This is a genomic window from Bartonella sp. AU15XJBT, assembly GCF_028618615.1.
Classification (GTDB): Bacteria; Pseudomonadota; Alphaproteobacteria; order Rhizobiales; family Rhizobiaceae; genus Bartonella.
This window is the reverse complement of sequence record NZ_JAQITG010000027.1, coordinates 1-15,592: the sequence shown is the minus strand read 5'-3', so window position 1 is coordinate 15,592 and position 15,592 is coordinate 1. Positions and strand designations below refer to the sequence as shown.

Genomic DNA, 15,592 nt, shown 5'->3' with positions numbered 1-15,592 from the left:
ATTTTTTACATTTGTGAGGGAAGTGCCAACACCCGCTAAAGCTTCAGCTACATTTCCATAACTCTTCTCTTCAGAGTTGCCATCATCTTTGACTGTTGTAACCTTGAAGCTTGGGGCTGCCCATTGACCATTCTCATACTTAGCATCACCGCCTAAATAAGTAGAAACCTTACTATTTGTCTCAAAAAGCTGCGAACCATTTACTGCTTCATTTGAATCCTTGGCAATATTACCATTTCCAACATTACGCAAACTAACAGTACCTTCCTTTGGATTTCCAAAAGTCACACTGGTTTGTTTCGCTTTACGCGCTGATCTCATAAGTGGATTGATCTCTTCTGTATCGTAATCATAAAAAACCGCCACAGAACGAACATATTCAATATCTTTAGAAAGTTTATCCACGTTCTCATCAAGCTGCGCTTTATTAACGGCTTCATTGGACTTTTCTGCTTTCTTTACGCCTGAAAGGATTCTATCCTTATTCCCCTTATCTGCAATATTGATTGCAGAACCATCTTTTTCTCCACCAATCCTGACTAGTTGTTTCTCTTCATCCCACTTAACAAGACTATCACCTTTTACATTGGTAATTTCATTCTTAATCTCTTTATGAAGATCTGAAAAAGAACTATTCACACCTTCAAAAGCAGCTGCTACACTTGAATAACTTTCATCTGTTGTACTACCATCAGATGCAAATTTTTTAATCTTGAAACTGGGTTCTGTCCATTGACCATTCTCGTACTTAGCTCCACCACCCAAATACTTTAAAATTTCGCCGCCCATTGAATAAAGCTGACCACCTGTAATAGCGTCTGTCGAATCCTTAGAAACATCACCAGCGTGCAGAAATGTAATCTTGCTGTTTTCTTGGGTTGCTACAGCTCTACCTTTTTCACCTTTGCTCTTTTCATGACGCGCTACAAAAGCATGAGCGTCATCACTCCATAACAAGGAATCATGTGCAACACTTTCAGACACTTCCTTAATACGATCATTCACATTCTTGATATTTGTATCAAGACCACTAAATGCTGTGCCAACACCTTGGAACGAACTCTCTGTTACAACTCCATCTTTAGCAATATACGATAATTTATACGTTGGCTGTGTAAGGGCTCCATTTTCAAAAGATGCTTCTCCACCTAAAAATTTCGCAACATCCTCACCAATTTTATTAATCTGTCCACCCGTAATTGCATCATGTGAATCCTTGGAAATCTTACCATCAGCAATATTGTGAAGTGCAACCGAGGCAGCATTCTTGCCTTTTCCTAAAGTTATGCTCTCATAATTAATGCCGCCAGTTTCTCCAGCTTTTTTATCATAATGAACAACGGCTGATTCATCAGACTGAAGATTATCAGAAAGATCTTTCAAACCTTTATCAAGTTGACCTTTGTTAACCGCTTCATTGTTTTTTGTCGCTTCCCCAACACCAGAAAGTATCCTATCCTCTTTATCCTTATTGGAGATATTGATTTCACTGCCTTCTACTGCTGCGCCAATAGTGAGACGATGCGTTGTTTTGTCTTGCTGAACAAAGCTTTCGCTTTCCACTTTGTTAATCACATTATTAACCTGTTCAGTCAATTTATTCTGAACATTCGTGATAGAAGTACCAACTTCACTCAAAGCACTCGCTACATCAGGATATTCTTTGTTTTCTGTTTCGCCATCATCCTTAACGGACTTAACAGTGAATTTTGGAGCAGTCCAAGCGCCACTTTCATAGCTAGCACCACCACCAAAATAAGATGCAACACTGCTCCCTAGGGTATGAATCTGACCACCACTTACGGCTTCGTCTGAAGATTCACTGATTGTCCCGCCGAGTAAACCGGAAAGTTTCCGGGCTCCATTATCCTTATTTAGAATACTGATTTCGTTACCACCAGTTCCTCTACCAATCGTGATAAGACCTGCTCCTCCATCACGCAGACTGCGCGCTAAAGTCATCTCTGCTACTTGCTTAACAAGAATACTGTCTCTTACATCAGCAATTTCATTATTTGCTGCAAAAAGCTGGGAACCAGTTACTGCTTCGGTCGATTCTGCTGAGAGCGAACCTTCTTTAATGCCTGTTATTGTCTTACTACCAGCATCAATACCACCCGTTGTTATTTTCGGACCATTCTCAATCACTAAACCCGTTGCATCTAAGGTATTTGTACCTGCTTTTAAGCTTGTTAACGTAACGTCTTTAGCCAGATCAAATTGTACCTTATTATCTTTATCACCTTTGGTAATTTTAAAATTTTCACTTCCAGTGGAAAAATCTACATCGCTGTCCATAAGAACAGTCTTGCCATTCTCACCGCCAACAGACAGTTTCCAGCCGTGTTTTCTTACAACTTCCTCTAAGTCTTGCAACTGTCTAAGGTTCACTGCATCGACAGGTTTGCTACCAGCTGCCACACCTGTGATTTGTCGTGTTATATTCTTATCAAGATTACCAACACTCACAGCGCCTCTCGTACTTTTCCATTGGGATTCGGTGTTTGTAGCCGGCCCTTGCAGAAGAGATGTATACCCAAAAACACCAGCAGCCCTATCGGACACAGAGTCGTTCCCGATAGCAACACCACCCTCAACTGTTACATTTGCATAAGAACCAATTGCAATACCACTCCCTCCTGATGCACTTGCATAAACACCCATAGCAACGCTGCTATCCGCTCCTGCTTTTGCTTTATATCCCATAGAAACAGAATATGTTCCTAATGCATCTGAACCCGCACCAAAAGCAGTAGCATAATCTTTTCCAGCAGTCGCAAAATCTCCCACAACTGTTGCAAAACCACCCTCTGCTTTTGTAATACTTTCACCCGCATTATAGTTACCTATTGCGATACTATTTACACCCAAAGCTTGCGCCCTGTGGCCTATAGCAATGCTATCTTTTTTTGACGCCGTTGCGTCAGCACCCAAAGCAACACTCATGTCCCCTGATACTTTTGCGTAATCACCAAGGGCAATACTTCTATCCCCATTCGCAGAAGCGCTGGCACCTAGAGCAACACCTTTCTCTTTTGATGCATTTGCGCCATTACCAATTGCAATACCTTGATCTCCTGATACTTTTGTCAAAAGACCTATAGCAATACCTTGTTTTCCTGATGCGGTTGCAATATGGCCTAAAGCAATACTATCCTCTGCTAATGCTTTTGAGGAATGCCCTAAAGCAGTACTGCCTTTCCCCTGTCCAGATGCAAAAGCACCTAGGACAACAGCATTATCAGCGCTTGCGTTTGCAACAGCACCAATAGCAATTCCTTGAAAATTCTGAGCGACAGATGCTAAACCTATAGCTATAGCTCTCTCAGCTAAGGCTCGCGCTGCGGTGCAACCAAGCTTACCTTCTATATTTTTACATTCGGGGTCTTCTCTGCCTATTGCAATACTCGAATATTCAGTTGCTTTTGCGTTCTCTCCCAGCATAACACCTTGATTAGCTCTTGTCTCTCGCAGCATTTCATTAATAGGAATCAATCGTTTTGTTATGGTGTAGTCAAACGCTGGTGCAAAAACATCAGAAGATTCCTCTTCCCTATTAAAATCTCCTTTTACAAATGTTTTTGGCGCTTTTAACAGTGCAGCATTCCCAACTTTTAATATATCTTGCACATATCTTTGCGCAGAATCGCTGTCTTCTACCAAAACATTTATTATAGAGCTCTCATCATTCTTACCAGACAGAGTTCTAGTTAAAAAATTTGCATAGTCACTAGAAGTTTTAACCTTTTCTGCTCCTGCTTTATTGAGTACTGTTAAATAATCCTCTTTTGAAACAGAAGAAGCATTCAAACCAGCAACAGAGACAATGCTTTGTGGATAAGAGATACCAGCACTGTTAACACCTTCGAGAAATACGTTTCTAAAATCAGAATTTGCTGAAAAAACAGGAGCAACACTCGATAAAAATGTAGCCGCTGTAGCCAACGAAAGAATTTTAACAAAAGAAAAACGAGAACGCTTTAATTCACTCGTTGCTTGTGGGGCATATAATTTTTTCATAACAAACTCTCCAATGAAAAAACCTAAAAACACCTCCAAAACATAAAAAAGACACATTTCAGCATTATTGATTTCTCTTGAATTTGAAGTTAGAGAATCATTGCTTAGAGCATGAACATTTTGAGTCTTTAATCTTGTTTTGTTTGTGCTTTCTATAATGAGATCTAAATATTTTTTTGGTTGTGCTTTTCGGACATAAATATGACACATTTAGATTCTAAGGGTTTTAATGTGCTGTTTTTTACTAACTAAAAAGGTTTTTCATATTTGATATTACTTTTTACTTGGTAGTTGTTACTATAAAATCGTTTTACAAAGGTTTTGTTATGTATTTTCCTAATTATAGACTTTAGTTTTATTAAAAAGCATTTTTTTTAATAACAAGTAAAGTAAAAAAAATATTTTTATATGTTCGAGATATGGTTTCCCTTGGATGATTGGCTTATTAGTTAGGTTTTCTCTTTTCAAAATATCATGTAATGATATATGCGCGATTTTGTGATATTCTTTTTATCTTTACGCACTGCTTATCCCCCCTTTGAAAGTTATTTTATCAAAATGAGTCTTACTAATATACATTTCTGTACTATTATAGACTGTTCAAGAAAATAGCAACATAAAAATATGACTTTTTAGCAATATGGATTCTATTGTGATATTTTTGCAATAAACGCATATAAAGATTTTCTATAAAATCTCAAAGTTTATAGCGTCATCAAATATTATCTCTAGTTAAATACTGTGCGTCTGTAAAAAAAATCACCCTCATTTCAATAAATGAGGGTGATTATTTTGTTCAGTTTTCGTTGTTCGTATTATTTTATTTTCAGAGTGATTGCACCACCTATTCCCCAATGACCACCAGCGCTCGTGGCAGAGAGATTAGAGCGAATTTTTCCGTTTTCAGATGTATAGCCAGCTCCAATAGCAAATACGGATTGTCCACGCCATGCGCCGCTACCAAATGAGACACTCAAAGACCCTGGTTCGTCGAAGTACCGTAAGTTAGATACGCTAAACCAACAGCCGCTGCTTATCCTGCTTCTTTCTGAGCTGTCCTAATATCATATCTTAATGCTTCAAATTTTGTATCCGTGTAAAATTTTACATCATTAACACCATTACTCATCGCATTATCCTATGGATTCAGCAAAACATTTATTTGTATATTTTTTCGCATCACCAAAAACTATCTTAATCTGCTGCGCACTGTTATGTAATTGATCACCTTTTATGTCATTATACAATCCAATAACAATCTTATCAGAAGTAGAATTATTGCAAAATAATCCCCCCTATCTTGTCATAAGAAAATAATGCGCATTCATTAATAATATTATTGTAATATATATTTCTCTTATAAGGAAAAAACTCTCTTAAAAAGAAATATCGATTATTCAAATAATTCCTTTTGGAGATGATAAACGATTTTTTCATATAAAATTTCACAATAAAAAATACATTTTTACTCGAAATACACCCTTATCTTCTATTGCTATTCATTTATGACGAAAATAACTTTCCTTCTCTTAAAATACCACATATGACGCATTTAATAAGAGAAGGAAAATTTATTTTGGATTCTCTATTGTTAATTCAGTGTTATCCTAAATCCAGCACCTACCCCCCAATGCCCCCCAGCACTTGTTGCAGATATGTTAGAGCGAAATCTTCCATTTTCAGACATATAACCAGCCCCAATAGCAAATGCGGATTGACTGCGCCATAAACCACTACCAAATGAAAAACTTAATTTTCCTGGTGTATCGTCATAGCTTAAATTCGATACTGCCAAGCCAATAGCAGCAGCTTGTCTTGCCTCCTTGCGGACATCCTCAATGGCATAATTTAACGTCTCAAACTTCATATCTGTATAAGCTTTGGACTCACTAACACTATTGTTGGCTATATCATTGATGTGCTCATCCGTATACTTCTTTGCATCTTCAAGGACTATCTTCATCTGCTGATCCGTATAATCATGCAACTGACCTCCATTGACGGCCTCTTTCGAACCTTTTTCAATCTTTCCATCGGCTACATTGTCTATCAATACTGGATCACTCTCATTGCCTCCAACTAACGTGATCTTATTCGTCTTATGACCTTCTTTATCTTTATCATACTTAACTGCTCCATCCGTTGAAGTCGCAATATCTTTTACTTGCTGGTCAATACTATCTACCTTACTTTCAACCTTGCTAACCCTATCATTCGTCTGCCAAAGCTGTCCTCCATTCACAACATCTTGTGAACCTTCTTCTATAAGGCCATCAGATACATTGCTAATCTTACTCGACGCACCATTATGTTTCCCATCATAAGCTCCAATCTCTTTATTCCAATTCAGACCATTCGAAGAGACATCTTTTTCAACTTCTTTTATACGATCATTGATCGTAGACATGCTTCCATTAATACCTTCAAACGCACTCGCTACATCATGATAGCTTTTGTCATCATCAGAACTACCGTCACTCTTGAAACGCGCTACCTTAAACTCTGGTGATATCCAGCCGCCATCCTTATAACCAGCGCCTCCTCCAAAATATCCCGCTAACGTATTGCTCATCGAATAAAGCTGAGAACCATTAATCGCTTCCATTGAGCCGTCTGAGAGCAAACCGGCTTTTACCCCGGACAGAGTCCGTGCTGCTCCATCAACATTTGCTAACGTAACTTCAGTACCGCTCTTTTCTCCTCCTACACTAATAACATGCGTCTTATCATCCTGCTTAACAAGGCTATCTCCCACAACTTGGTTTATCTCATTCTTAAGCTCTTGATGAAGGTTCTCAAAAGACGTACCTACTCCCGCAAAGGCTGCCGCTACATCATCATACTTTTCCTCCTCAACAGAACCTCCTTCTTTCTTAACGGTCTTAACTTTGAAACTGGGAGCTACCCATTGACCATCTTTATAACTAGCACCGCCACCAAAATAAGTCGCAAGCGTCTCATTCAAGGAATAAAGTTGCGAGCCATTCACCGCTTCTGTCGATGTTGCAGAAAGTGTTCCTGCCTTCACACCAGACAAGCTACGGGCCATACCTTCACTATTGGAAAACGTGATTTCTGTTCCGTCTTTCTCTGATCCTATCTTGATAACCCTGCTCTTGTCATCAAACTTAACAAGACTATCACTCACTACTTGGCTTATCTCATTCTTAAGCTCATTTTTAATATTCGTGAAAGAATTTCCAACTCCAGCAAACGCTTCCGCTACACTCGCATAATCCTCTTCTCCAGAACCCCCATCATCCTTGATGGTTTTAACCTTAAAACTTGGGGCTGTCCATGTGCCATTTTCATAACTCGCTCCACCACCAAAGGACTTAGCTATATTCGTAGCTGCTGTTTGCAGATTGTTAGATACGGTACTGACATTTTGATTGGTCGCAAAAAGCTGAGAACCATTTACCGCTTCTGTCGATGTCTCTGAAAGCTCTCCGCCCTTCACTCCTAAAAGGGTCCGCGCAGCATTATCAACATTTGCTAACGTAACTTTCGTACCGCTCTTTTCTCCTCCTACACTAATAACATGCGTCTTATCATCCTGCTTAACAAGGCTGTCTCCTACAACTTGCTTAATCTCATTCTTAAGCTCTTGATGAAGGTTCTCAAAAGACGTACCTACTCCCGCAAAGGCTGCCGCTACATCATCATACTTTTCCTCCTCAATAGAACCTCCTTCTTTCTTAACGGCCTTAACTTTGAAACTGGGAGCTACCCATTGACCATCCTTATATTGAGCACCACCACCAAAATAAGTCGCAAGCGTCTCATTCAAGGAATAAAGTTGCGAGCCATTCACCGCTTCTGTCGATGTTGCAGAAAGTGTTCCTGCCTTCACACCAGACAAGCTACGGGATACTCCATCAGTATTCGCAAGCGTAACTTCAGTACCACTCTTTTCTCCACCTATACTAATAACATGCGTCTCTTCATTCTGCTTAACAAGACTATCACTCACTACTTGGTTAATCTCATTCTTTATCTCTTTATGAACATTCGTCAAAGAACTTCCTACACTAGCAAGCGCATCCGCTACATTCTCATAGCTCTTCTCTTCAGCAGCACTCCCATCAGAATTAACTGTCGAAACCTTGAACTGTGGAGCAGTCCATTGACCTTCCTTATATTCAGCCCCACCACCTAAATAGGTCGAAACCTTATCATTGGTCTCAAAAAGCTGAGAGCCATTGACGGCATCGCTCGATCCTTCCGAAAGGTGACCTTTGGCAAGGGACGTAATCCTACTGTGGCTTTTCTTATCTCCATGTTGGGCTACAAAGGCCTCTTCTTCCTTGTTCCATAACAAAGCATCTCCTTGAACCTCTTGAGTAATATTCGTGATATTTTGAGTAAGTTCGTTAAACTTATTCGTCAAATTATTATTCACATTCTTAACATTTGTATCAATTCCTGCAAACGCACTTCCAACATCTTTAAATTCTGTCGTCTCTACCTTACCATTAGTATCAACCTGAGATAATTGATAGGTTGGTCCTGTAAAGGCTCCATTGTTAAAGGAGGCTCCGCCACCTAAGAATTTTGCTATATCTCCACCAATGTTATAAATCTGACCACCAGTAACCGCATCATGCGATTTTTCAGAAATACTACCATCGGCAACATTGTGAAGAGCCGTGTGGGTTTTATCTTTACCACCTAAAGTTATACTCCCATAATCAACAGCACTATTTTCACCATCTGTTTTATCATAATGAACAACCGCTGAATCATCAGACTGAAGATGATTAATCTGGTTGGTAATATCTTTTTTGATGTTCGTAAAAGATGTACCAACACCTTCAAAAGCATCTGCTACATTCTGATAAGTTTTCTCTTCTTCTTTGCCATCATCTTTAACAGTTTTTACTGTAAAAGATGGTTCACTCCATATGCCATCTTTATAACCAGCGCCACCACCTAAGTAAGTAGAAAACTTATTATTTGTCTCAAAAAGCTGAGAACCATTGATGGCATCGGCTGAGTTTTCTGCAACTTTACCTTTCCCAACATTATGCAAAGCAACAGTGCCGGTGTTTGGATCCCCAAAAGTAACACTATTCTTATTAACCTTACGTAATGACCTGGAAAGAGTATTAACTTCATCTGAATCTGCTTCTTCATCATAGAAAACTGCTAATGAACGAACATCTGCTATTTCCCCAGAAAGTTTAGTCACATTATCATCAAGCTGACCTTTGTTAACTGCTTCATTGCTATGCTCTGCATCCTTAACTCCTGAAAGGATTCTATCTTTACTTTGTTTATCCGCTATATTGATGCTCGCACCATCCTTTTCGCCTCCAACCTTGATCAGATTTGTCTCCTCTTCAAACTTAACAAGACTATCACTGACTACATTAGTAATCTCTTTGTTAAGCTCATTTTTAATATTCGTAAAAGACGTGCCTACACCTTCAAAAGCAGCTGCAACACTCGCATAATCCCCTTCTCCAGTGTCACCATTATCCTTAATGGTTTTAACCTTGAAATTTGGCGCTGTCCATTGACCTTCCTTATATTCAGCTCCACCGCCTAAGAATTTAGCTATATTCATAGCTGCTGTTTCAAGATTGTTTGATATAGTGCTTACATTTTTATTGGTCTCAAAAAGCTGAGAGCCATTTACCGCATCCGTTGAATTTTCTGCAAGGTTACCATTGGCAAGTGATGTGATCTTGCTATTTGCTTTCGTATCCCCTGTTTCATGCTGCGCTACAAAAGCACCCTCAGTACTACTCCAATTTAAAGAATCCTTCGCAACGCCTTCTGAGACTTCCTTAATACGTTCATTCACATTCTTGATATTCGCATCAAGACCGCTAAACGCCGTACCAACATCAGTAAAGGACTTATCCGTAACCTGACCTTCTTTAGTAACATCAGATAATTTATAGGTTGGCTGTGTAAGACCACCATCTTTAAAGGATGCTTCACCTCCTAAAAACTTTGCAACATCTTGAGAGATGGTGTTAATCTGTCCACCCGTAACCGCATCATGTGAATCCTTAGAAATACTACCATCGGCAACATTGTGAAGAGCCGTGAGGGTTTTATCTTTACCACCTAAAGTTATACTCGCATAATCAACAGCACTATTTTCACCATCTGTTTTATCATAATGAACAACCGCTGAATCATCGGACTGAAGATGATTAATCTGGTTGGTAATATCTTTTTTGATGTTCGTAAAAGATGTACCAACACCTTCAAAAGCATCTGCTACACTCGGATAAGTCTTTTCTTCTTCTTCTCCATCCTTTTTAATCGTTGTAATCTTAAAGCTTGGATCTTTCCATTCGCCTTTTGCATCATAACCAGCACTAACATCTAAATACTTAGCAAATTTATCACTTAAAGAATAAACCTGGGAACCATTAATAGCTTCTGTCGAGTCTTTCGTAACATCGCCAGCAGCAAGAAATTTAATTTTGCTATTCGTTTTGGTTTCTGCTCCATGTTGCGCACTAAAGGCACCATCAGCATTACTCCATAGCAAAGAATCCCCTTTAACTTCTTTGGTAATGTCGTCGATTTTTTTATTAAAATCTTCAACAACATTCGTCAGATGCTTGTTAACATTTGTGAAATTTGTATCTATTCCTGCAAAGGCTAAACCAACATCATTATATGTCTTGTTTTCACCTTCTTTACCATCCGCACTGAAAGCTTTCAGCATAAAGCTTGGCGCTGTCCATTGCCCTTCTTCATACTTAGCGCCACCACCAAAGGACTTAGCTATATTCGTAGCTGCTGTTTGCAGATTGTTAGATACGGTACTGACATTTTGATTGGTCGCAAAAAGCTGAGAACCATTTACCGCTTCTGTCGATGTCTCTGAAAGCTCTCCGCTCTTCACTCCTAAAAGGGTCCGCGCAGCATTATCAACATTTGCTAACGTAACTTTCGTACCGCTCTTTTCGCCTCCTACACTAATAACATGCGTCTTATCATCCTGCTTAACAAGGCTATCTCCCACAACTTGGTTTATCTCATTCTTAAGCTCTTGATGAAGATTTTCAAAAGATGTACCAATCCCTGCAAACGCTGAAACTACATCTTCATAGCTTTCCTCCTCAACTGCACCGCCTTCTTTCTTAACTGTTTTAACCTTGAAACTTGGAGCTACCCATTTGCCATCCTCATATTTAGCACCTCCGCCAAAATAACTAGAAAGTGTATTACTCATTGAATAAAGCTGAGATCCATTAACCGCATCACTCGATTCTTCCGAAACAACTCCTGATTTAACGCCTGTCAAAGTCCGTGGGGCATCGCCACTATTGGCAATATTAATGCTGTTACCACCTTTTTCTGCTCCTATCTTAATGACCTTGCTCTCTTTATCCTGCTTAACAAGACTGTCTCCCACAACTTGGCTAATCTCATTCTTAAGCTCTTTATGAATATTCGTGAAAGATGTACCAACACTCGCGAAGGCTTTTGCTACATCATCATAGCTCTGCTCTTCAACGGCACTGCCATCTTCTTTAACTGTCTTAACTGTGAACTTAGGAGCCGTCCATTGGCCATCTGCATACTTAGCGCCACCACCTAAATAAGTCGCAACAGTCTTATTGCTATCAAAAAGCTGAGAACCATTAACTGCATCCGTAGAAGTTTCAGAAATGATACCATTGGCAAGTGATGTGATCTTGCTATTTGCTTTCGTATCTCCTGTTCCATGCTGCGCTACAAAAGCACCCTCAGTACTACTCCAATTCAAAGAATCCTTCGCAACACCTTCTGAGACTTCCTTAATGCGAGCATTCACATTCTTAATATTGTCATCAAGACCAGAAAAAGCTGTTCCAACATCATTATAGGTTTTGCCATCTACCTGACCGTCTTTAGAAACTGTCGATAAATCATACTGTGGTTGTTTAAAACTTTTGCCATCAAAGGATACATTACCACCTAAAGCTTTTGATAAATCATTTGTGATGCTATCAAGCTGTCCACCCGTAACCGCATCATGTGAATCCTTAGAAATACTACCATCGGCAACATTATGAAGACCAACGGCGGTAGAACCCTTTCCTTTTCCTAAAGTAACATTCGTATAATCTATTTCACCCTTGTCCTTCTTATCATAATGAACAACCACTGAATCATCAGACTGAAGATGATTAATCTGGTTGGTAATATCTTTTTTGATGTTCGTAAAAGATGTACCAACACCTTCAAAAGCATCTGCTACATTCTGATAAGTTTTCTCTTCTTCTTTGCCATCATCTTTAACAGTTGTAACCTTGAATGTAGGAGCTGTCCATGCGCCATTCTCATAGCTAGCTTCACCACCTAAAAACGTAGCAACCCCAGTACCCAGTAAATAAAGCTGAGAACCATTAACCGCATCATGGGATTCTGAAGAAATGGAACCATTGCCAACATTATGCAAAGCAACAGTGCCGGTGTTTGGATCCCCAAAAGTAACACTATTCTTATTAACCTTACGTAATGACCTGGAAAGAGTATTAACTTCATCTGAATCTGCTTCTTCATCATAGAAAACTGCTAATGAACGAACATCTGCTATTTCCCCAGAAAGTTTAGTCACATTATCATCAAGCTGACCTTTGTTAACTGCTTCATTTCTACGCTCTGCATCCTTAACTCCTGAAAGGATTCTATCTTTACTATCCTGATCAGAAATTGTGATTGTATTACCACCTTTTTCTGCTCCAATCTTGACTACTTGTTGCTCTTCATCCCACTTTACTAGACTGTCGCCCTTCACATTTGCAATCTCATTTTTTACATTGCTAATCGCTGTGTTAACATTTTCGAAAGATGTACCTATACCTTCAAAAGCACTCGCTACATTCTGATACGTTTTATCTTCTTTATCACCATTTTCCTTAATGGCTTTAACCTTGAACTGAGGAGCCGTCCATTGACCTTCCTTATATTCAGCCCCACCACCTAAATAAGTCGCAACACTCTTATTGATCTCAAAAAGCTGAGAACCATTAACTGCATCCGTGGAAGTTTCAGAAATGGTACCATTGGCAAGTGATGTGATCTTGCTATTTGCTTTCGTATCCCCTGTTCCATGCTGCGCGCTAAAAGCATCCTCATCCTTGCTCCAAGACAACGAATCCTGTGCAACGCCTTGAGAAACTTCCTTGATCCGCTGATTCACATTCTTGATACTCGTATCAAGCCCCTCAAAAGCTATACCAACATTTTCAAATTCAGCCTCTTCTTCCTTACCATCTTTAGAAACCTTAGATAATTTATAGGTTGGACCCGTGAAAACACCATCTGTAAAGGTTGTACCACCACCCAAAAACTTCGCAATATCTCCAGAAATTGTATTAATTTGCCCACCATTGACCGCATCACGTGAATCCTTGGCAATCTCACCATTGGCAACATTGTGAAGTGCAACAGCTTTTGCTTCTTTACCTTTCCCCAAAGTTACACTCGTATAATCAGTTTCATCACCTGTTTTATCGTAATGAACAACCGCTGATGCATCAGACTGAAGACTATTGGAAAGATCCTTCAAACTTTGATCAAGCTGACCTTTGTTAACAGCTTCGTTATCATTCTGCGCTGTCTTTACACCAGAAAGTGTCCGTTCTCCACCATCTTTATTGGCTATATTGATTTCACCACCGGCTACTTCTTTACCAATAGTAATAAGACCTGTATCATCCTGCTTAACAAAGCTATCACTTATCATAGTGCTAATCTCATCATGAATACTCTTGAAAGAAGAACCTACACTTTCAAAAGCATCCGCTACATTCTTATATGACTCCTCAGTAATATTGCCATCAGAACCAATTTGCTTAACCTTGAAATTAGGATCTGCCCATTTGCCACTCTCATACCGTGCACCTCCACCTAAATAGCTAGCAACATTCTTATTGGTCTCAAAAAGCTGAGAGCCATTGATGGCATCGGTTGAGCTTTCTGCAACTTTACCTTTCCCAACATTGTGCAATGCAACAGTGCCCGTGCTAGGATCTCCAAAAGTCACACTATTTTTATTAACTTTACGCGCTGACCTGATAAGGGGATTGACATCTTTTGGCTCTACTTCTTCATCATAAAAAACCGCTACTGAACGTACATCTTCTATTTCTTGATCAAGCTGGCCTTTGTTAACCGCTTCATCATTCTTTGCTGCTTCCTTTATACCAGACAAGGTCCGTGCTGCACCATCAGTATTCGCAAGCGTAACTTTAGTACCGCTCTTTTCACCACCAATCGTTATAACATGTGTATCAGCATCTTGCTTAACAAGACTATCACCCACTACTTGGTTAATCTCATTCTTTATCTCTTTATGAACATTCGTCAAAGAACTTCCTACACTAGCAAGCGCATCCGCTACATTCTCATAGCTCTTCTCTTCAGCAGCACTCCCATCAGAATTAACAGTCGAAACCTTGAAGTTTGGTGTTGTCCATGCGCCATCTTTATAACCAGCACCACCGCCTAAATAGGTTGCAACAGCCTTATTTGTCTCAAAAAGTTGCGAACCATTGACCGCATCCGTTGAATTTGCTGCAATGGTACCATTGGCAAGATACTTAATCTTACTATTAACTTTCGTATCTCCTGATCCATGCTGTGCTACAAAGGCTTTATCGGTTTTGCTCCACAACAAAGCATCGCCTTGGACTTCTTGCGTAATATTCGTTAGTTTTTCATCAAACTTTTTGACCTCATTCGTTAGATGAGTATTCACATTCTTGACACTCGTATCAAGATCAGAAAAGGCTGAACCAACATCGTTATGTGATTTAGTCGTTACCGTACCATCATCAGAAACATTAGAGATGTTATAAGTCGGAGCTTTAAAAACACCCTCTGTAAATGCAGCATCGCCACCTAGATAAGATGCAACACTGCTCCCTAGGGTATGAATCTGACCACCATTGACAGCTTCATTTGAATTTTCACCGAGATCCCCACCCATGAGACCGGAAAGTTTTCGCCCTCCATTATCTTTGTTCAAGATACTGATTTCGCTACCACCAGTTCCTTTACCAATCGTGATAAGACCTGCTCCTCCATCACGCAGACTACGCGATAAAGTAATTTCTGTTGCTTGCTTAACAAGGATACTATCTCTTACATCCCCAATCTCACCATTAAGAGTCGTGAAAGTGCTATTAACTCCTTCAAAGGCTTCCGCTACATTATGATAAGTCTTCTCTTCACCTTTTGTGCCATTAGCACCAAATTGTGCAACTTTGAAACTGGGTTCTGTCCATTGACCATTCTCGTACTTAGCTCCACTGCCAAAATACTTTAAAATTTCACCGCCCATTGAATAAAGCTGACCACCTGTAATAGCGTCTGTCGAATCCTTAGAAACATCACCAGCGTGCAGAAACGTAATCTTGCTGTTTTCTTGAGTTGCTACAGCTCTACCTTTTTCTTCTTGCTTCTTTTCATGACGCGCTACAAAGGCATTGGCTTCATCATTCCACAATAAGGAATCATGCGCAACGCCCTCTGAGACTTCCTTAATACGATCATTCACAGTCTTGATATTCTTATCAAGTCCTTCAAAGGCTAAACCAACATTAGTAAAGGC

1 protein-coding gene and 3 pseudogenes are annotated in these 15,592 nt (G+C 39.6%); all 4 read right to left on the bottom strand.

The window, feature by feature from the left end; all coding sequences use genetic code 11:
• Positions 1–4,020, bottom strand: a pseudogene (locus tag PVV57_RS08510) (hypothetical protein); the annotation flags it as partial.
• A gap of 815 nt (positions 4,021–4,835) precedes the next feature.
• Positions 4,836–4,997: a YadA-like family protein gene (locus PVV57_RS08505; protein WP_404977249.1), complete on the bottom strand. Its 162-nt coding sequence runs from the start codon at positions 4,995–4,997 to the stop codon at positions 4,836–4,838.
• A gap of 614 nt (positions 4,998–5,611) precedes the next feature.
• Positions 5,612–6,655: pseudogene (locus PVV57_RS10560) on the bottom strand (Vomp family autotransporter); the annotation flags it as partial.
• Between the two features lie 291 nt (positions 6,656–6,946).
• Positions 6,947–15,538, bottom strand: a pseudogene (locus tag PVV57_RS08500) (hypothetical protein); the annotation flags it as partial.
• Positions 15,539–15,592 lie beyond the last annotated feature (54 nt).